The 19,721-nt window shown below is 43.7% G+C and carries 19 protein-coding genes; 11 read left to right on the top strand and 8 right to left on the bottom strand.

Translation table 11 applies throughout. The features are described from left to right. Nucleotides 1-4: 4 nt before the first annotated feature. The 3 genes from ACM0OZ_RS34585 to ACM0OZ_RS34575 all read left to right on the top strand — a co-directional run bounded on the left by ACM0OZ_RS34585 (nucleotide 5) and on the right by ACM0OZ_RS34575 (nucleotide 3,135). Nucleotides 5-1,666 (top strand): GUN4 domain-containing protein, encoded by a 1,662-nt coding sequence (locus ACM0OZ_RS34585; protein ID WP_414587357.1) that lies wholly within the window; start codon nucleotides 5-7, stop codon nucleotides 1,664-1,666. 306 nt (nucleotides 1,667-1,972) lie between these two features. Then, nucleotides 1,973-2,719 carry an effector-associated domain EAD1-containing protein gene (locus tag ACM0OZ_RS34580; protein WP_414587356.1) on the top strand — a complete coding sequence of 249 codons (747 nt, stop codon included), beginning with the start codon at nucleotides 1,973-1,975 and terminating at the stop codon, nucleotides 2,717-2,719. Continuing rightward, complete coding sequence (locus ACM0OZ_RS34575) at nucleotides 2,719-3,135, top strand: hypothetical protein (protein ID WP_414587355.1); 417 nt, start codon at nucleotides 2,719-2,721, stop codon at nucleotides 3,133-3,135. Before ACM0OZ_RS34580 ends, ACM0OZ_RS34575 begins: the two co-directional genes overlap by 1 nt. Before the next feature lie 133 nt (nucleotides 3,136-3,268). Here ACM0OZ_RS34575 and ACM0OZ_RS34570 read toward each other — a convergent pair whose 3' ends face one another. The 3 genes from ACM0OZ_RS34570 to ACM0OZ_RS34560 all read right to left on the bottom strand — a co-directional run bounded on the left by ACM0OZ_RS34570 (nucleotide 3,269) and on the right by ACM0OZ_RS34560 (nucleotide 4,391). Then, a complete protein-coding gene (locus tag ACM0OZ_RS34570; RefSeq protein WP_414587354.1) occupies nucleotides 3,269-3,466 on the bottom strand; it encodes a hypothetical protein in 198 nt (65 codons plus the stop codon). Between the two features lie 428 nt (nucleotides 3,467-3,894). Beyond that, nucleotides 3,895-4,026 carry a hypothetical protein gene (locus ACM0OZ_RS34565; protein ID WP_414587353.1) on the bottom strand — a complete coding sequence of 44 codons (132 nt, stop codon included), beginning with the start codon at nucleotides 4,024-4,026 and terminating at the stop codon, nucleotides 3,895-3,897. Between the two features lie 65 nt (nucleotides 4,027-4,091). Then, nucleotides 4,092-4,391, bottom strand: coding sequence for a hypothetical protein (locus tag ACM0OZ_RS34560; protein WP_414587352.1), 300 nt, complete (start codon nucleotides 4,389-4,391; stop codon nucleotides 4,092-4,094). A gap of 15 nt (nucleotides 4,392-4,406) precedes the next feature. Here ACM0OZ_RS34560 and ACM0OZ_RS34555 point away from each other — a divergent pair, with 15 nt between their 5' ends. Further along, entirely contained in the window at nucleotides 4,407-4,568 is a 162-nt protein-coding gene (locus ACM0OZ_RS34555) for a hypothetical protein (protein ID WP_414587351.1), read from the top strand. 290 nt (nucleotides 4,569-4,858) lie between these two features. Here the strand turns inward: ACM0OZ_RS34555 and ACM0OZ_RS34550 are convergent, their stop codons facing one another. The 3 genes from ACM0OZ_RS34550 to ACM0OZ_RS34540 form a co-directional block, all read right to left on the bottom strand. Next, on the bottom strand, nucleotides 4,859-5,368 hold the full coding sequence (locus ACM0OZ_RS34550) for a GNAT family N-acetyltransferase (protein ID WP_414587350.1): 510 nt from the start codon (nucleotides 5,366-5,368) through the stop codon (nucleotides 4,859-4,861). A 141-nt stretch (nucleotides 5,369-5,509) separates the two neighbouring features. Next, nucleotides 5,510-7,321: a translation elongation factor 4 gene (gene lepA, locus ACM0OZ_RS34545; RefSeq protein WP_414587349.1), complete on the bottom strand. Its 1,812-nt coding sequence runs from the start codon at nucleotides 7,319-7,321 to the stop codon at nucleotides 5,510-5,512. A gap of 45 nt (nucleotides 7,322-7,366) precedes the next feature. After that, on the bottom strand, nucleotides 7,367-7,540 hold the full coding sequence (locus tag ACM0OZ_RS34540; protein ID WP_414587348.1) for a hypothetical protein: 174 nt from the start codon (nucleotides 7,538-7,540) through the stop codon (nucleotides 7,367-7,369). 329 nt (nucleotides 7,541-7,869) lie between these two features. Between ACM0OZ_RS34540 and ACM0OZ_RS34535 the strand changes: the two genes are divergently transcribed. From ACM0OZ_RS34535 to ACM0OZ_RS34515, 5 genes are all read left to right on the top strand, one after another. Next, nucleotides 7,870-8,106: a hypothetical protein gene (locus tag ACM0OZ_RS34535; RefSeq protein WP_041036982.1), complete on the top strand. Its 237-nt coding sequence runs from the start codon at nucleotides 7,870-7,872 to the stop codon at nucleotides 8,104-8,106. A gap of 197 nt (nucleotides 8,107-8,303) precedes the next feature. Then, nucleotides 8,304-10,052, top strand: a complete 1,749-nt coding sequence (locus ACM0OZ_RS34530) for a sensor histidine kinase (protein ID WP_414587347.1) — start codon at nucleotides 8,304-8,306, stop codon at nucleotides 10,050-10,052. 628 nt (nucleotides 10,053-10,680) lie between these two features. Beyond that, nucleotides 10,681-11,331, top strand: coding sequence for a DUF3386 domain-containing protein (locus tag ACM0OZ_RS34525; protein ID WP_414587346.1), 651 nt, complete (start codon nucleotides 10,681-10,683; stop codon nucleotides 11,329-11,331). 139 nt (nucleotides 11,332-11,470) lie between these two features. Then, nucleotides 11,471-11,701 carry a NifU family protein gene (locus tag ACM0OZ_RS34520; protein WP_073635024.1) on the top strand — a complete coding sequence of 77 codons (231 nt, stop codon included), beginning with the start codon at nucleotides 11,471-11,473 and terminating at the stop codon, nucleotides 11,699-11,701. 163 nt (nucleotides 11,702-11,864) lie between these two features. Next, nucleotides 11,865-14,102, top strand: coding sequence for a glycoside hydrolase (locus ACM0OZ_RS34515; RefSeq protein ID WP_414587345.1), 2,238 nt, complete (start codon nucleotides 11,865-11,867; stop codon nucleotides 14,100-14,102). Nucleotides 14,103-14,546: 444 nt separating this feature from the next. On the opposite strand, the gene ACM0OZ_RS34510 is transcribed toward ACM0OZ_RS34515, so the two are convergent. Continuing rightward, a complete protein-coding gene (locus ACM0OZ_RS34510; RefSeq protein ID WP_414587344.1) occupies nucleotides 14,547-14,777 on the bottom strand; it encodes a hypothetical protein in 231 nt (76 codons plus the stop codon). Between the two features lie 566 nt (nucleotides 14,778-15,343). Between ACM0OZ_RS34510 and ACM0OZ_RS34505 the strand changes: the two genes are divergently transcribed. Beyond that, nucleotides 15,344-17,422 (top strand): protein kinase domain-containing protein, encoded by a 2,079-nt coding sequence (locus ACM0OZ_RS34505; protein WP_414587381.1) that lies wholly within the window; start codon nucleotides 15,344-15,346, stop codon nucleotides 17,420-17,422. 181 nt (nucleotides 17,423-17,603) lie between these two features. After that, the gene (locus ACM0OZ_RS34500; protein ID WP_414587343.1) at nucleotides 17,604-18,638 is read left to right on the top strand and encodes a WD40 repeat domain-containing protein; all 1,035 of its coding nucleotides are present in this window, start codon (nucleotides 17,604-17,606) and stop codon (nucleotides 18,636-18,638) included. 60 nt (nucleotides 18,639-18,698) lie between these two features. Here the strand turns inward: ACM0OZ_RS34500 and ACM0OZ_RS34495 are convergent. Continuing rightward, a partial coding sequence (locus ACM0OZ_RS34495) for a peptidase (RefSeq protein WP_414587342.1) occupies nucleotides 18,699-19,721 on the bottom strand: 1,023 nt, incomplete at its 5' end.

Raw genomic sequence — 19,721 nt, 5'->3', positions numbered from 1 at the left:
CACCATGTCTAGCAAACTTGTAGAGCGGCGTTTGAATGACTTTAAGCGTAGATGTGGTAAGGATGGAGATGCAGCCTTGCAACTGGCTTATCACGCTGCAATGCCCGTTGCCTTAAATCCTGACTTGCTGCACTTTCTGCGAATTAACTTTTTTCTCGATCCACCTGAGCAACTTCCTTATACCGTCGAGTTTGAGTTTCTCACTTCTGGGCTGTGTCGTGAAATTGACGCAGAATTGTATGAAATTGAGCCAGAAATTCGTAGTGAGTTGTTGCAGAAATTGATGAGCAGGGAAGATGCTCAACAACGAATTCGAGATATTGCTACGCTGCTTTGGCAGTATGTCGAATATCATTCCCCTTGGGCAGATCGAGTTGAATTAGAACGGGCACAACAACTGACTGCACTCAATTTTCTAGATCCTGCTAAGGCAAAAGAGTGGCTGGATGAAGCAGAAGCGAATGCTAGCTTAGGTAGAGGGGAGCGGGAATGGTTCATCGCGATGCAGCAAGAACTTGAGGAGCTTCCTTACCTCCCAATTACCTCCTTTGCCTCAGATGAACCTGCTTCAAACCAATTCGATGTGTTGTTCTTTTACAATAGTCAGGATAGGCAAGAAGTTAGAAACATTGCTCAAAAACTTAAGCAGCGTGGACTAAAACCTTGGCTTGATGAAGACCAAATTTACGCTGGGGATAGCATAACAGATACCATCGAACAGGGACTAGAACACAGCAAAACTGTTGCCGTTTTTATTGGCGAAGCGGGTTTGGAAGCGTGGGCAACTAGGTGGTCTATAGAAAAATTGACCAGGTTAACTTTAGGGAAAAATACTCCCATCATTCCAGTGTTACTACCAGGTGTTGTCGTTATTTCAAGTTTACCCGCCATACTCAGAGACAGGATATGCGTAAGCTTTAACGGCGGCATTAATGATACTGAGGCACTGGACCTACTTGTGTGGGGTATTACCCGACAAAATCCACAAAGCGAGCAAGATGACCTCAGTTCTGAGAAGGGAGTAGATTACACACGTCTGCGAGATTTGCTAGCTGCTGGCAAGTGGAAAGAAGCGGATGAGGAAACTCTGGCAGTTATGCTCCAAGTAGCAGAGCGAGAAAAAGAAGGTTGGCTTAGTATAAAGTCTATCGAAAATTTTCCCTGCACTGACCTCCGCACTATTGACCAACTTTGGGTAAAATACAGCAATGGACGCTTCGGCTTTAGCGTACAAAAGCGTATTTGGGAAAGCGTCGGTGGCAAACCAGGCGCTGATTATGGAATCTGGGAGAAGTTTGGTGATTACGTTGGCTGGCGTAGTCGTTGGCGTTATGACGTGGCAATACCGCAAAAAGAATGGCTAAGTTACGATGAACTTCACTTCACCAAAACAGCTAGGGAAGGTCATCTCCCTGTTAAGGTCATCTCCCTATGGGCAAGGACAGGTAGTGAACAAGATTTTGATGATGATTTGGCAAAGGCAGGTAGTGAACAAAGTGAACAAGACTTTGATGATGATTTAGACTTTGAGATGTCAAAGACAGGTAGTGAACAAATAACAGTGAGAGAGATAGATGATTTAGATGATTTAGACTTTCTAAATAAGATACGTGGAATGAATAATTTGTTTGGTCTCGCATCCAGACTTGCAAGGTGTAACCTATAAAGGTTCCTGAGATTATTAAGATTTGCAACCAAGGTGGATTTGACGAAACCTTGTGCTTTCTGGCTTTCCGATACCTGGCACTGTGTATCACCCGCACCAAACGAGAACAACGCTATCAAACATCGCCTGGCAGACATTTAAAACCATGCTAGTGGAGAAACCTCACCCTCGCTTTTAGCTGCGCTAAAATCTTTCCCTCTCCTTAGTAAGGAGAGGGATGCCCGATAGGGCAGGATGAGGTGATATGTATGAATGTAATTTATTATGATTTAATACTATTTTTGGATTTGCAGACAATATTTATATATGCCAGAAATATCAAATACTCAAGAACAACCTGAAAGCGAAGAATTCGATGTCTTCCTAGCACACAACAGTGCAGACAAGCCGGAAGTGAGAACCATTGCTCATCAACTCAAAACACGCAACATTAAAATATGGTTTGATGAAGAACAAATTCCACCAGGAAGATCATTTCAAGATGAAATCCAAAAAGCCATTCCACTCGTTAAATCTGCCGCCATTTTTATTGGTTTGCAAGGATTAGGAAAATGGCAAGAAATGGAAGTGCGCTCATTAACAACAAGATGTGTTGAAAAGGGCATTCCCTTAATCCCCATTCTGCTTCCAGGAGTGACTAAACTTCCTGAAAAACTAGTATTTTTAAAAGAGTATACATGGGTAGATTTTTCTAAAAGCATTGACGATGTTCAAGCATTGAAGAAGTTGGTGTGGGGAATTACCGGAACTCAATCATCACCCCAACAAAAGCCAACTGAACTATGGTTCAATGGCGAACGATTGCAGCAGTTCCAAAAGGCACTTCTGAATGCATTTCCGACTCCCGGAAAACTAAAGCAGATGGTTCGCTTCCGGTTAGATGAGAACTTGGATGCGATCGCAGCAGGTGCAAATCTCTCGGAAGTCGTATCCAACCTGATAGAATGGGCTGAAGCTGAGGGAAAACTAGAAGAGCTACTCATTGCTGCTCGTAAAGAGAATCCTGGCAACCCGGCTTTACGCAAGTTTGACGAACAGATACGAAATAGCTGATGAGCAAACCAATTGTTTGGATACACGGAGACTGTCTCAGTCCCCAAAACCCCGCCCTACAAGAATACCCCGACGCACCCGCCATCTGGGTTTGGGATGATGCTTTAATTGAAGAATGGCAACTGAGCCTCAAACGCATCGCCTTTATCTACGAATGCTTGCTAGAGTTACCCGTTCTCATTCGCCGTGGCGATGTCGCAAAAGAAGTTTTAGCTTTTGCCAAAGAGCATAATACCAACAAAGTCGTCACAGCAAACAGTCCCAGCCCTCGATTTGATGCTATCTGCGACGAAATTGAGCGTTCTGTGGAACTGGAAGTTTTTGAAGTAGAACCGTTTTTTGACTACGACGGTTATATTGACCTTAAGCGCTTCTCCCGCTACTGGAAAGTGGCGGAAAAGTATGTGTTTGATTAGACCTTATTGACAAATGTCCGACGAGGAATGCATAAACCAAATTCAAGTTTTAACAGTTGGGCTTTGCTTAAACACGTGTTCTCTTGAACTCCACCCATTCTCTCTTTATTTACCTATTTTTATTTATTTTTATTTAATTGATACTGTGGTCAATCACCACATCTAAAAAGTTGTACCTTGTATTCTCTGGCAAAGAGCTACCTACTGTTTCATCCAAGGATGCAGTATTGGGATTTACACACATAGAACTTGCATAGAAATTTTTACTGTAAACAAGAACAACAATCGCTACCAAAGTTATTGATACAGAAGTAAGGTATACGAATTTCATGTTCAAACCTCTAGAAAACATCAGGAATGTCTTTTGAAGCGAATAGTGCACCTTGTGGAAATTATGTTTCAGCTAATGTTACTATAGGTTTTCTCCATAATTTACGATGGATAGTGCTAAGCATACATCATCCGATGAGAGCACCGAGAAAAATTTTTCAATGCTCAAATTGGAGCAACATTGGAGCAACAGAAGTAACTCATAGCTATTTGTAAAGTAGCTAATCAAATCTTATGAAGCTAGAGATAAAAGTCATGGATTTGACATGACTTTAGTCATATATTGATAATGAGACAGTGTTGTGATATGTGCAGCCAGTATCACAGGCAAGCTTTAACGGCATCGCGGAAGTCCCCACCTTCAATGTACCCATAAGGTGGGGATGGACAGCGGGCAATGATGAAGACATCCCTAACCAATTCAATCCGCTATTCCTTGAGAGGAAATGGGATGCCTGAAGAGTTGCCAATCTCTGGGGTTGGTAGTCGGTCAATGTAGTCTTCAATGATTTGAGTAATCGTCTTTTCTTTGCTTGCAGCATATAACCGAATTTTATTCAATCTACGCTCGCTAATCCGAAGGATGCAATCCTTTAGCTTTTATGATAACAATGTCTACACAAAATCTAAACATATGCTATCATAGTCGTATCAGCTAACCACTGACCAGATTGACACAAACGAACTGCAATGCAGGTGAACAGTGCAAACTCTGGGAACGGTACAGAACCTTGACAATTGGTAGGGCGTTGCATCGAGAAAGATTGCTTTATGCATGAAACCATCGGTGCGTAAAACCAATTTGGTTTGGTTGTACAAAGCTTTTTGCTTCTTGTACAAAGATTCCGTGGGGCATCAGGAATCTCTAAACTGCCTGTGGAGGTATCGGAACGTGGGTGTTGCTGTATGGCTTGTCCTTCGGGCATCTGGAGTAACGACCAATGAAGCAGGAAATTTCTTCAAAGCGATTTGGAGAAGCCGCATCCTCAGCCGCAAGGCAGGATGGGGAGAATGTCACTAACAACCTATGGTCTTTCTCCTGGTCGCGCTACTGGCTTTTTTCTCACCATGTGTACATAATTGGTAGCTTAGAGGATGTTTGAGAAGTATAAAATATTTTATTTGATCCCCCCTGCCCCCCTTAAAAAGGGGGGTAAAAGTCCCCCTTTTTAAGGGGGATTTAGGGGGATCATTGATAAATTTTGGTACAAAACTACACTTTCCAAACATCCTCTTAGCCTGCGTTTATAGCGGTTCTGGTGTTGAGTGCAATACATCAAGAAATAAGAACCACAGATGGACACAGATGGACACAGATAAATTTGTACTTCATCCGAACGAGAAGCGCTATGTTACCGCGTTCAGGGTATGATTTAACGTATATGATGATACTCTATATCTCAAGCTTCCAGTAGTATTCAATATTAGGTTGCCCATTAATTTTGTTTACTGTGAGCTTGCCAGCTTTAAAGCCATGTTTCTCATAAAATATGCAAGCTCGTGTATTTTGTTGCAATGTTTGTAGCGTTAGTCCTTCTGGACAAATTTTTTTAGCTTTGTTAAGTAAGGCTGAACCAATACCACAGTTCTGATATTCAGGATTTACAAAAATCTGTGATAAATACTGTTGTTCTTTTATCACTACGACAAAGCCCACAATGTAATATTCAACTTCGGCAACCCAAATTTCTCCTTTGACAGCCAGATCATCACGAAAGCGAGATTTCCATGCAGAATATGGCTGTGGATGTTGAATGTTGGGAAATGTTTCGTGCCAAGTTTGATACCAAAGCTGAACAATCTCTTCTAAATCATTTCCGTCGTAGAGTCGAATTTTCAGCACGTTACACCGCTTTTGTGTAAGGTAGGCATTGCCGCACAATATATTAAATGTCCATGACACAAGCTTTATGGGCAATGCCCAACCCACAGATATGTGGTCTAATCATAAGATGTGGTGTGATTCCAAACGCTTGTAGAGACCTACCATGGTACGTCTCTACACTTGGATTCATACTTCAAATCAGCAACGCCCTTAAACGAGTTACTGCTGATCCAAACGCAGCACCGCCATAAAGGCTTCTTGCGGTACATCCACTGTGCCCACCGATTTCATCCGCTTTTTACCTTTTGCCTGCTTCTGCAAAAGTTTTTTCTTCCGGCTAATATCACCGCCGTAGCACTTGGCAAGCACGTCTTTGCGTAAAGCTGGGATATGTTCGCTGGCAATAACTTTACTGCCAATTGATGCTTGAATAGGCACTTTGAATTGATGGCGGGGAATCAATTCTTTTAGCTTCTCAGCCATTGACCGTCCGACGTTGTATGCTTTATCTCTGTGGACAATCATCGCCAAGGAATCCACTGGATCGCCATTGATCATAATATCCAGCTTCACAAGGGGATTTTCGCGGTAGCCAATAAGTTGATATTCCATGCTGGCATATCCCCGCGAGCGGGATTTCATTTGGTCAAAAAAGTCCGTAACTACTTCTGCCAAAGGCAACTCGTAAGTGAGTGTGGTGCGTCCTTGAGTGAGATATTTCATGTCTTTAAAGACACCACGCCGATTTTGCGCCAACTCCATCAAAGTGCCGACGTAAGTTTCTGGCGTAATCATATCCACTTGAACGTAAGGTTCTTCGATTTTTTCCCGTTCGTTAGGAGAAGGTAAGTGACTGGGGTTGTCGATGTACAGTTCTTCACCTTTGACGGTGATCACTTTATAAACCACTGAGGGGGCGGTAATGATTAAATCCAAGTCGTACTCTCGTTCTAGGCGTTCTTGCACAATTTCCATGTGCAGCAAGCCTAAGAAGCCACAGCGGAAGCCAAAACCCATCGCGCTAGAAGTTTCTGGTTCAAAGTGCAGCGCTGCATCGTTGAGTTTCAGCTTATCCAAAGCTTCGCGCAAGTCTCCAAATTGGTCAGCATCAATCGGGAACATCCCACAAAAGACCATCGGGTTAGCTTCTGTGTAACCAGGCAATGGTTCAGCAGCTTTGGCGTTGGATAAGGTTATTGTATCTCCCACCCGTGCATCAGCTACAGCTTTAATTGCTGCGCCTAAATAACCTACTTCCCCAGCATGCAGTTCTTGCACTTGCTTTTGGGTGGGAGAAAGCACTCCTAACTCATCAATTTCGTATTCTTTGCCAGACGCCATTAGGTAGATGCGATCGCCCTTCTTGACTGTGCCATCCATCACCCGGAAATAAACAATCACTCCCCGGTAGCTGTCGTAGTAGCTATCAAAAATTAATGCTCTTAATCGGTCCTTCACCGTGTTTTGTGGCGGTGGTACACGCTCAACAATTGCCTCTAAAATCTCGTCAATGCCTATACCCTCTTTGGCAGAGGCGAGAATTGCACCGCTGCAATCTAAACCAATAATTTCTTCAATTTCGCTGATGACTCTGTTTGGTTCTGCTCCAGGTAAGTCAATTTTATTCAAAACTGGAATAATTTCCAAGTTATGCTCTAGAGCTAAATAGACATTTGCCAGGGTTTGCGCTTCCACTCCCTGGGAAGCGTCTACTACCAACAGCGCACCTTCGCAAGCTGCAAGACTGCGGGATACTTCATACGAAAAATCCACATGTCCTGGTGTATCAATTAAATTCAGTACATACTCCTGACCATCTTTTGCCTTATAATTCATACGGGCAGCTTGCAGCTTAATGGTAATGCCGCGCTCCCGTTCCAAATCCATGTTGTCGAGAAATTGTTCCTTCATCTCCCGCTTGTCTACAGTGCCTGTCACTTGCAGCAAGCGGTCTGCTAGAGTAGATTTACCATGATCAATGTGAGCAATAATACAAAAATTCCGAATGCGAGCTGCGGGAACGTCAGTCATATACTTCTTTGCTTTAGCGGCAACAAGGGATAAAAGAGCAATATACTACTTAACGTATTTTAATGCTTTCTTAGGTGAGACGGTGCTATTGGGAGATGGGGGGAGTGAGGGAGTGAGGGAGTGGGGGAGTGAGGGAGATGAGGGGGATGAGGGAGATGAGGGAGATGAGGGAGATGAGGGAGTGGGGGAGTGAGGGAGTGGGGGAGTGAGGGGGAGCAATCACTCATGACTGATGACTGATGACTGATGACTGATGACTATTGACTATTGACTATTGACAAATGAATATTGACTTGTGGGCTTTCAAGAAGATATGAGCGCGAGTCGTGTTTCCTCCCTGGCTTAAAAACACAGGGTTTCCAAAACGAACGCGAGGTTTTATGAAGGTCTATCCATAGCTTCTAGTATTCATCAGTTAGAGGCGTACAATAAACAACAAGAAGTGCATTCATATCGATTATGGGCGATTGCAAGCCGCAACAGCCCTGCTGTGTGAATAGAGCTACTTTACAAAGCCTTGGAAAAAACAAATTCACTAAATTCACCCTATGAATATGAAAGAGAAAGCTACCGATGCGGAACAAAGACTTGCCGATAAGGTAGAGATTGCTATTCGCCTAGACTCCGAGTTACTAGAACAAATTCAGCATCTCACCAATGACCCCAGCAAAGTGATTGAGGTGGCGATCCGCCAGTGGCTGAGGGGTGAAACCCCAAGAGATGATGAACTGACGCGCAACCCTGTGCGTAAACCTTTACCACCTCGAGGGGAATGGAACGATTAAACTCAAAAAAAATCTAAAAAAAAGCTAAAAAGTAAGATATATATGGAGGATTAAAAAATGTAAAATCTCCGATGCTAGACTTTAGAACAACCAAAAATCGCCGCTCAAGTATGCTAAATCTAAAAAATTTATGCCAAACTTTCAGCAGCGAATAGCAAAGCTTTTTTGGGGTGCCATTTACTTATCCAACTCGAGTCATGAGTATTACTGCTAACTCCCAAAGGTCGAACATATTGTCAAAAAATCTAGAAGATATTACCAGTAACACTAATGGCTCATGGGCAAATTTAGGAGCCGAGTTGGTGTACACGCAAGATGGTACAGGACGCTACCTGACTTTCTGGTGGGAACACAGCGAATGCTTAGGGTTAAACCCACAGCAGCTCGTTGCAGACCAAAACGGCAAAGAATGTGCCTTTTCACCAGTGGATCAGGCAGCATATTTGTACATCTTGCAGCAAGTTTTAACAACTTTGATGCCGCAAAGGTATCAGTGCTGGTTTAGCTACAACCAGCAGTTGTTTGAGTTGGAGCTGGTGATCAGTCCAATCATGCCTTCGTTGGCAAGCACCCCAACAACAGTTTTAGTCATGGGACGGCTGCTGCAAACAGCACTCAGCAAAGAAGAGAACTTCGGTTCTCAAACACGCGTAGAGCAAGCAGCGAGACATTCACAGCGCCACCATAACCTGATCAACCAAATTACCAGAAATATCCGGCGGACATTGGATCTGGATATTATTTGGCAACAAACGGTGGATAGTTTGGGGGAAGCGCTGCAAGTGGAACGCTGCATCATTTGTCCCTACCAATCATCTAGCACGAAAGTGCAGGTGATAGCAGAGTACCGCCAACCAAATAATGGTTCTATGCTTGGCTTGGAAATAGATATGGCTTCTGAGCCAGGCTTTGCCCAAGCATTGGCAACTTTACAACCTATTCTAGTAGAAAAGCCACAACATCCTCTGTTTAACCAGCAGAGAATGTTAGTAGTGACGACTTGCTACCAAGACCAGCCAAATGGATTAATTGCTGTTACTCTCAGCAAAATGTGTTCCCAGATCACCTTAGAGGAACTTGAACTGGCAAAAGAAGTGGCAGATCAGCTAGGAACAGCGATCGCCCACGCAACGTTATACAAAGAATTAGAAGAAGCACGTCAACAAGCCGAACAAGCCACCCGCCGCATTAGAGAATTTCTCGCCAATGTCACCCATGAACTGAGAACGCCACTCAACGGCATCATCGGATTTTTAAAGTTGATATTAGAGGGCATGGCAGACGATCCAGAGGAACAAACGCAGTTTCTGCAAGAAGCTCACAAATCATCACTTTACCTGCTCGATATTATCAACGATATGTTGGACATTGCCAAAATTGAAGCTGGCAAAATGGAACTGGAATTGCGATCGGTCACCTTAGATGAGCTATTTAGTGATTTAGAAAGCTTTATGGCACCTCAGGCAGAGGGGAGAAACCTCAGCTTCCGAATACAAAAGCCTCCTACCTCTGATGAAATTATCGTCTATGGTGATTACCAGCGCCTGAAGCAAGTGATGTTAAATCTGGTTGGCAATGCTATTAAATTTACGCATGAAGGCGGTATAACTATCAGTGCCGATGTCGTTCGCAAAAAAGTGACATTTCAAGACCAACAATTTCCAGGCATGGTAAGAGTGCGTGTTGCCGACACAGGTATTGGTGTTTCTCTAGACAAACAGGACAAACTGTTTCAATTATTTAGTCAGGTAGATAGCTCCCGCACTCGCCAGTACGGCGGAACAGGCTTAGGACTGGCAATATCCCAAAAGCTGGTAGAGGCGATGGGAGGTGAGGTGAATTTTTACAGTTTGGGCGAAGGGCTAGGATCAACAGTCACATTCACTGTACCGCTATATCAACAACCAGTTATGGTTTCATCCTCAGATAGCGACTTACAAGATTAGTTCAAAAGACGCACCATGCATGATGCGTCTCTACTTTAGACTAAACTGAAAAAGGTGAAGTCAAAGTGGTTATGTCAACGACCCAGGTCTAAAGACATTGGGCTTCTAGCCTAAGTCTTAAATCGCAGTTGACCCGATTAAGTACCTTGCGTACTACGTTAACGGTAAGTGTTCAAGTCCTACCTATGGATGCTTTCGCCAGTCTGTAGCTCTAGAAATTGAGGATTAAACAGGTTTATTGGGTTAAGCCAGTGTCTTCAATATAGTACCGACCGTTAACATTATCTAGGCTAACCTAACCCCGAAAGGGAGGCTCGAATGAGCAAAACCATTATGCGTACAGGTGAGTCCAGTCCTGAAGGAGGGTTTCCCGACCTAGGGAACTGGCTCTCCCGTTGGGGTGAACAGTTTGAAACGGTGAGCCAGTACTGAAGGAGGGAAACCCTCCTTGGAGCTACATGGCGAACCCGTAAGGGTAATTGTCCCGTTGAAAGTGCAACACAATAGCACACCGAATTAAGTAACCCCAAGGCGGTAATGGAGAAAAGATTCAAGGCGACTAAAGTCGCTCGTGTCGTTTTCCTCTCAGGTCTAAAGACTCTGAGTTTCCCACATCCCGCGAGGTTTTATGACACATCCAACAACAGCCCGTCAATTATTCCAAACCGCTTACGAAAGTCGTTACACTTGGAATGAAAACTTTCCTGGCTACAGTGCAGATGTGCAACTTGTTCAGGAAAATGAAGTCCATACAGGTAAGATTCGCATAAACGGCGACCTCAGCGTAGAAGTTACGGGTGTTGCAGATGAGCAAGTAGAAGAAGGTATTTATACTCAATTGCGAGATATAGTCACTCACCGTAAACGCACAAGCTTTGACGAGTCTCATGCAAAGCACGAGTTTAGCTTTGGTCAGGAAGATCCGGATGGTGCGATAGAAATCCTGGTGAAGGGCGACTCTATGGGTTCAAATTATAAAGTCCGGGGCAAGGAAATTTCCCAGGTCAGTCGGGTCATGGGTCGCATGGGTTTTATCATTGATACCCACGAAAGCTTGGACACAGGTTCTGGCTACATTGCAACTCGCTATGATGCGATTTTCCGCAACTCCAAAACCAATGAAGTGACCAGCGTTCTCAAATTTGAAGATTCTTATGAGAAAATTGGTAACTATTATGTGATGACTAAACAAGTTGTGCAAGAGTATAAAGATGGCACTCGCACGACAACTGAGTTCAGCTACTCCAATATTAAGCTACTAGAACCAGCAGCTGTTTAGTCACGAGTCATGAGTCATGAGTTATTGATGGCTCACAAAAGACTAACGATAGAGAACAAAAAGTCATCAAGCTGGAATTAGATCTAGGATTGGTTTAACAACACTGGAAAATAATAATTTTGGGAAGAGGTCTACAACTATGGAACTTACAATTGACAATGTCGAAACAGTTTTGGATGAATTGCGCCCATATCTCATGTCTGATGGCGGCAATGTGGAAGTCGTAGAACTTGATGGTCCGATTGTCAAACTGCGGTTGCAAGGTGCTTGCGGTTCTTGCCCCAGTTCCACAATGACCTTGAGAATGGGCATTGAGCGCCGCCTCAGGGAAATGATTCCCGAAATTGCAGAAGTTGAGCAAGTGATGTAAAAGTGATTAGTCAAGAGTCAAGAGTTTAAAGTCAAAAGTCCAAAGTCCATAGACCTTTAACTCTTGACTCTTGAGCCTTGAGCCTTGAACGCCAGTTGCTTCTGTCGGGAAACCCTCTTGGATAGCGCTGGCTCCCCTTAACCCTTGACTCTTGACTCTTGCTATGTCTCATCCTCTCCACGTCGCCTTTATTTGGCATCAACATCAGCCGCTGTACAAATCTTCTTCCAGCAACGGCGTTTCGCAGTCTCGTCAAGAGCGTTATCGTCTACCCTGGGTGCGTTTGCATGGTACTAAGGACTACTTGGATCTCGTGCTGATTCTAGAGCGCTATCCTCGATTGCACCAAACGGTAAATTTGGTACCATCGCTGATATTGCAGCTTGAAGATTACATCGCTGGCACTGCCTTTGATCCTTATTTGGAACTGAGCTTAACACCAGATGAGCAACTTTCTGACCAACAACGGGAATTTATCGTCGAACACTTTTTCGACGCAAATCACCACACCCTGATTGATCCCCATCCCCGCTATGCACAGTTGTACAACCAACGGCAAGAGAAAGGACACGCTTGGTGTTTGTTAAACTGGCAGGTGCAAGATTACAGCGATTTATTAGCTTGGCATAATCTGGCGTGGATTGACCCGATGTTTTGGGATGACCCGGAAATTGAAGCTTGGTTAAAGCAGGGTCGGAATTTTACTTTAGGCGATCGCCAGCGAATTTACTCTAAACAACGACAAATCATTAGCAAAATTGTACCGCAACATCGGGCAATGCAAGATGCTGGGCAGTTAGAAGTGACAACATCGCCTTATACTCATCCCATCTTGCCTTTGCTCGCCGATACCAACTCTGGTCGAGTTGCAGTGCCTAATATGACTTTACCAGAATATCGGTTTAGGTGGGCAGAAGACATTCCCCGGCACTTGCGGAAAGCTTGGGATTTATATGTAGATAGGTTTGGAAGAACGCCACGAGGTTTGTGGCCCTCAGAACAATCCGTTAGCCCAGAAATTTTACCGTATATTATTAATCAAGGATTTAAATGGATTTGCTCAGATGAAGCGGTGCTGGGCTGGACATTGAAACACTTTTTCCAGCGCGATAATGCCGGGAACGTTCAAGAACCAGAGTTGCTGTACCGACCATACCGCTTGCAAACTTCAGCAGGTGACGTGTCTATTGTCTTTCGGGATCATAGATTATCAGATTTAATTGGCTTTACCTACGGTTCCATGCCGCCAAAGCAAGCAGCTGCAGACTTGGTGGGTCACTTGCAAGCGATCGCCCGAAAGCAAAGAGACAGCCAAAGCGAACAACCCTGGTTAGTAACCATTGCCTTAGATGGTGAAAACTGCTGGGAATATTATCCCCAAGATGGCAAACCCTTCTTAGACGCTTTGTATCAAAGCCTGAGTAACGAACCACGCATAAAACTCGTTACCGTTTCAGAATTTGTCGAACAGTTTCCGCCAACAGCAACTATCCCAGGAGAGCAACTGCACAGTGGTTCTTGGGTGGATGGCAGCTTCACCACTTGGATCGGTGATCCTGCTAAAAATCGTGCTTGGGATTACCTAACGCAAGCCAGGGCAACTTTAGCCAATCATCCAGAAGCAACGGAAGAAAACAACCCCGAAGCATGGGAAGCTTTGTATGCAGCAGAAGGTTCTGACTGGTTTTGGTGGTTTGGTGTCGGGCATTCCTCGAATCACGATGCCATCTTCGACCAGTTGTTTCGAGAACATTTGTACAGGATATACAAGGCGCTGAATGAACCTATACCTGCTTATCTCCGGCAACCCGTAGAAATCCACGAGGCACAGGCTGACCATCGCCCACAAAGCTTTATTCATCCAGTCATTGATGGTCAAGGCGATGAGCAAGATTGGGATAAAGCCGGACGCGTAGAAGTCGGCGGGGCGCGGGGAACAATGCATAACAGCAGTGTGATTCAGCGGCTTTGGTACGGGGTGGATCACCTAAATTTCTATTTACGGGTAGACTTCAAAGCAGGCATTCAACCAGGAAAGGATTTGCCACCAGAGTTGAATTTACTGTGGTATTATCCCGACAAAACGATGCACAACAGCCCTGTTCCCCTGGCAGAAGTGCCGGATACATCTCCAGTAAATTACCAGTTTCACCACCATTTGGAGGTTAATTTACTAACGCAATCAATACAGTTTCGGGAAGCAGGAGAGCATTATCAATGGCATCCGCGTGCTAGCCGCGCTCAAGTTGCCTTGAGCAAGTGTTTGGAGCTGGCAGTACCTTGGGCAGATTTGCAAGTTCCGCCAGATTATCCTTTACGGCTAATTTTGGTGCTTGCAGATGAAGGGCGTTTCTGCAATTATCTCCCAGAAAATGCTTTGATTCCGATTGAAGTACCTTGATTGATTTTACACTAAGTGTAGGAGGGGAAAGGGGAAATTTCCTCTTCAAAACCTAAAATTTATAATGTAGGGGGCATTGCTGCTGCGTCTCTACACCCCTATAACCCTTCTATTCTTTAATTTTTCTATTTTTCATTGCGCTAGTGGAGTCCTGGAAAAGTTACGATTTCGCAAAAATATCGTATTGCTACTAGCGAAAAAAAAAGTTTTTGGTTAGATTGAAAAGACTTTAGAGTTCAATAAGCCTTTGTGCTTAATGAACCGCTTATCTCCGAAAATATCACATGGTCATATGGATGTTTTATATCAAACCTGGTTGATGAGTCTATTCCGCCAGAATCCGACCTCAGCTTTGGCTTACGCCAAAACCGCCCCGCCCGTAATCCCCAGAGGGAAACGATGAGTTCCTCACAACATTGGGGAGGCGTTAGGAGTGGGGTGTACTCACATTGATAACAATGAGTGTTTAAACAGACTTGGTATTAAAGCAAAGTCAGCTTGGTCAAATGTGCAGTTCCAAGCTTCCCGAATCGCCGCAATTGTGCTTATGCGCAAAGCGCAGGCTATGCCAACCCGTAGCGCAATCATGCGATCGCCAAACATGACTTCTTCCCCCAAGTCTACCTTGTCCTCCTTGTTTAAAAGCGATTGAATATTTTTTATTTGGAAGTTCATAGGATGCGGGTTTCCGAGGTTTTTACAAATCTTTATATAGATCAATTTATTTCGATCTGTTTACTTAACAATTGTCGTCAGCGCAAAGGCTACCAAGTACTTGCGCTAGCCATGAACAAGAATGTGGAGAATTTGATGGTGAATTGAAGTGTTAGTGACCCGATGTATCAAATTAATAATTGTGATTCATTAAAAATAAAAAGGTTACAAACCAGATTTATGACTATTTAAGCTAAATTTCAGGAAAATTTTGAAAAAATTGAATGTTTAATAAATTGATAGAGCTAAAAAGGTAAAGATACTTCAAAATATATCTGTCAAGCTGTGTTTATCCTTGATAATTAATGAAAAAAAACTGGTATTTTGTATTATTTTTTGATTTTCATTAGTTTTTATTAATACCGTTATTTATGGATTTTGCGGACATTCAAGTAAAGCCCTTAAAATTTTGACATTAAAAACTTTTGCAATTGAGATTTTGTATAATAGGGAGAACCATTGATCATTATGAAAAAAATCAGGCATAACTTAAGCGTAATCTGTCACGCAGTCGCACCTATCAAATGATGATCTGCTGCCTTAATCCTGATTGCCCAAATCCTCTAAATCCTAATGGGAAGAAGCATTGCGAAACATGCAGCGCTCCACTAGTGGCAATGCTGCGAAATCGCTTCCATATCATTCAAGTTCTTTCTGATGAAGGTGGATTTGGTAGAACTTATTTAGCAGAAGATGTAGATAAATTAAATGAACGGTGCGTAATCAAGCAGTTAGCACCAAGAGTCCAAGGAACTTGGGCACTGAATAAAGCAATGGAATTGTTTCAAAAAGAGGCTCAGCGACTGCAAGAATTAGGAACGCATCCGCAAATTCCTACGCTTTTAGCTTACTTTGAGCAAGATAACTACCTGTATTTAGTACAGCAGTTTATCGATGGGCAGAATTTGTTAAGTGAATTGCAACACAAGAAGAAGTATCACTGTAGTGAAATTAAAGAAATATTGCTGGATTTACTGCCCGTTTTGAACTTTATCCACGAGCAAGGAGTGATTCATCGAGATATAAAACCACAAAATATTATCCGCCGTCGAGCCTCCCTACCCTCAACAACAGTAGTTTCGGGAACAGGGGGGAATTTAGTTCTGATTGATTTTGGTTCTGCAAAGCAGTTAACGGCAAAAGTAAAGATAAAAATGGGGACTTCAATTGGTTCACAAGGCTATTCCCCTATTGAACAGATAAGAGATGGTTCGGCTTATCCAGCAAGTGATTTGTTCAGTCTCGGGGCGACCTGCTTTCATTTGCTCACTGGAGTTTCCCCTTTTAAACTATGGGCGGAATATGGGTATAGCTGGGTACAAGATTGGCAGCAGTATCTCAAAAGCCCTATCACTGGAGAATTAGCACAGGTTCTCGATAAGCTGTTGCAAAAAGATATGCAGCATCGCTACCAATCAGCCAATGAAGTACTTGCAGACTTGAGTATCAAGCAGCAACAAACATCACAATTAAGAGCAGCAACTCCAACAAAGCACATAACAAAATTACCAGCGACTGAGTCGCCATCTGTACCAAAACGATATATCTTGTTGAGAAATTCAGTCTTGGCTGGGAGTGCGATCATCTTATTAGGTTCAGGAAAGTTTTGGTATCAGCAATTCCGTCGTCTGGAAATGAGAATATCCTCTAGTTTGAGTCAATCAAACAGTAGCGCTGCCAATCGAGATGTGATTTTTCATCAACGTCAACAGCCTCTAGGACACTTTTCCTTAGCCTCTACTGTCAAAGGATATTCCAACTCAATTTTATCTATCGCTATTAGCCCAGATGGCAAAACAATTGCCAGTAACAGCAATAACAATATCAAATTGTTAAGTTTGGTAACGGGGCAAGAAATCTCTACCCTGAGTGGGCATACCGATATAGTTAATTTCCTGAGTATTAGTTCAGATGGGGAAACCTTGGTCAGTGGTAGCGAGGATAGAACGATCAAAATTTGGAATATGGCAACGGGACAAGAAATCCGTACTTTGGAGGGGCATACTAACTCAGTTCATACCCTTGCCTTTAGTCATAATGGCAAGATAGTTGCTGATGGCAGCGACGACAACACGATTAAAGTTTGGAATTTGGCAACAGGAGAAGAAATTCGCACACTCAGGGGGCATTCTAACTGGGTTCGGTCTGTTGCATTTAGTCCCAATGACGAAATCCTTGCCAGTGGCAGTTTTGACAAAACCATCAAACTCTGGAATTTGGCAACAGGACAGCAAATTCGTACACTCGAAGGTCATTCTGGCAAAGTGGCTTCTGTTGCGTTTAGTTTCGATGGCAAAATCCTTGCCAGTGGCAGTTTTGACAAAACTATCAAACTATGGAATTTGGCAACAGGACAGCAAATTCGCACACTCGAAGGTCATTCTGGCAAAGTGACTTCTGTTGCGTTTAGTCCCGATGGTAAAATCCTTGCCAGTGTCAGTTTTGACAAAACCATCAAACTGTGGAATTTGGCAACAGGACGGCAAATTCGCAGCTTGGAGGGTCATACTGATGGGATTCAGTCTGTCGTCTTTAGTTGGGACGGAAAGACTCTTGTCAGTGGAGGTGACGATAAAACTATTAAGATTTGGCAAATGTCTTTTTAATTTTTGTGTTTTAGCTTGTCAACGCTACAAAAAATACCTATGGAGTGTGATGAATAATCCGGAATATTATCGCCTCAATTGGTAAGTAAATGTATTCCCAAACAAGTAAGATGCTCTCTATTTGTTTTGAATAGCAATGTGAGAGCAGCACAACTGTAGAATTGGCAGGCGTTATGTAAAGATGACTGACTCAAAAATTAAAGTGTTGACGGGTGTAGCGATCGCACTTTTGGGAGTTGGGGGAGTTTGGTATTGGCAATCTTCCCCTGCTGCCACTAGTGTCTTTTCTGACAACAGTCAACCTCAAACAACACCCTTGGGAAATTTATCTGCAGCCTACACCCTTGCAGGGCACTCCGACTCTATTTTGGCTGTTGCCATTAGCCCCGATGGACACACTCTTGCCAGTGTTAGTGGAGACAAGACAATCAAACTGTGGAATCTCGATACAGGAAAAGAAATCCGAACTTTAATAGGGCATTCTCAGTGGATTAATTCAGTAGCTTTTAGTCCAGATGGCAAGACCCTTGTCAGTGGTAGTGCTGACAAGACAATCAAACTGTGGAATCTCGATACAGGAAAAGAAATCCGGACTCTGGCAGGACATCTAGCTTCAGTGCAGTCTGTTGCCATCAGTGCCGATGGTTCAACCCTTGCTAGTGGCAGTTGGGACCAGACTATTAAATTGTGGAAGTTGGGTACAGGCGAGAACATCCGCACCCTCAAAGGTGCTTGCGACGTCGTTAACACCGTTGCGTTTAGTCCAAATGGCAAGATTCTTGCTAGTGGTAACTATTTTGACAACAGCATTAATTTGTGGGACATAGCAACAGGAAAGGAAACTTATACCCTTAAAGGGCATTCCCAGGCTGTTTCCTCCCTTGCTTTCAGCCCTGATGGTGTCACTTTAGTCAGTGGCAGTTGGGACCAAACCATGAAATCATGGAATCTTACTAAGCAAAGAGAAATCTCTACCTTTACAGGGCACACTAACAAGGTTTTATCTGTCGCTGTCAGCCCTGATGGCAAAACCCTTGCCAGTAGTAGTTGGGACAAAACTATCAAACTTTGGAATTTGGCTACTGGACAGCAAATAGGTACCTTAAAGGGGCATACTAGCAGGGTTTGGTCTGTGGCGTTTAGTCCAGATGGTAAAACCCTTGCTAGTGGCAGTTTTGACAAGACTATTAAGATTTGGCACGTTGCTGCGAAATGATGAATGATGAATAACGAATCATGACTTGCATCATTCATTATTCAAGATTCATAATTCTTCTTAAAAGAGTGTCAATCGGTATGTGCCGCGTTCCTGCGCATTCGCTGAAATGACCACTATGTAGTAAGTGTCATCTTCCGGCAGCCTAGCACGGTCAATGAGAGCACTGTACTTCCCGTCTTTGTCACTATCCGAGGCTACGATTTGCCCTTTAGAATTTAGCAAGACTATATACGGAGAAAACTGCTCAAAAATACTATCCACACGGATACTAACAAGCTGGTTTTTCTTACCCTGAAACTTGGAAACATTGTAAGGGCTTCTGTTTTGTTTCAGGGTCAAGCCCTCTGGTGTCAGTTCGCTAGATTGATCTAAACTGTAGCTGGCTCTATCATTCCTCAGAGCTATGCTATAACGACCTTTTTGTGCTGGGTTTTGGCTTGTGACTGCAATTTTGTAAGTACCCTTCGCGGGCAATCGTACAAATATAAATGCATCCTTCACTCCTCGATTATCTACTCCTCCACCAGTACCTCGTTTTAAGAGAACTTGATTATTCGGGTCAAGCAGAAGCAAGTAGGGGTCTAGACTCAAATTGTTTGAGCGACGTTGATCCGCACTGCCCGTGAGTCTAATTTGAATCAATTGGTTTTCTCTGCCCTCAAACTGGTAAAAATGAAAATATCTGCCTTGCGACTGATAGTCACCCGGAGCCAGAACACCGAAGGCGATATCTACAAAATTAATCTCCTTAAAAGTAGGTGTTATGGAAGTAGCAAGTGGCGAACCTACATTACCTGGCTGGCGGTTTCTTTGGCGTGAAGGAGTAGAACGACCACCTGAAGGGTTAGGCGCTGAGGTAGTAGTACCTGTCGCTGTGGGTGTGGAAGGATAACCAGTAGTGGAAGGCTTAGGTACTGGGATGGTAGTCCCTGTTGCTGTGGGTGTGGAAGTCGTGCCAGTGGCGGTTGGTTTCGGTGTTGGGGTGGTATTACGCGTTGCTGTGGGTGCAGAAGTCGTGCCAGTGACGGTTGGTTTCGGTGTTGGGGTGGTATTACCAGTTGCTGTGGGTGCAGAAGTCCT

The organism is Scytonema sp. PCC 10023, assembly GCF_963920835.1.
Classification (GTDB): domain Bacteria; phylum Cyanobacteriota; class Cyanobacteriia; order Cyanobacteriales; family Nostocaceae; genus Kalymmatonema.
The sequence above is the reverse complement of the archived record's forward strand: the minus strand, read 5'-3'. Positions and strand labels throughout refer to the sequence as shown.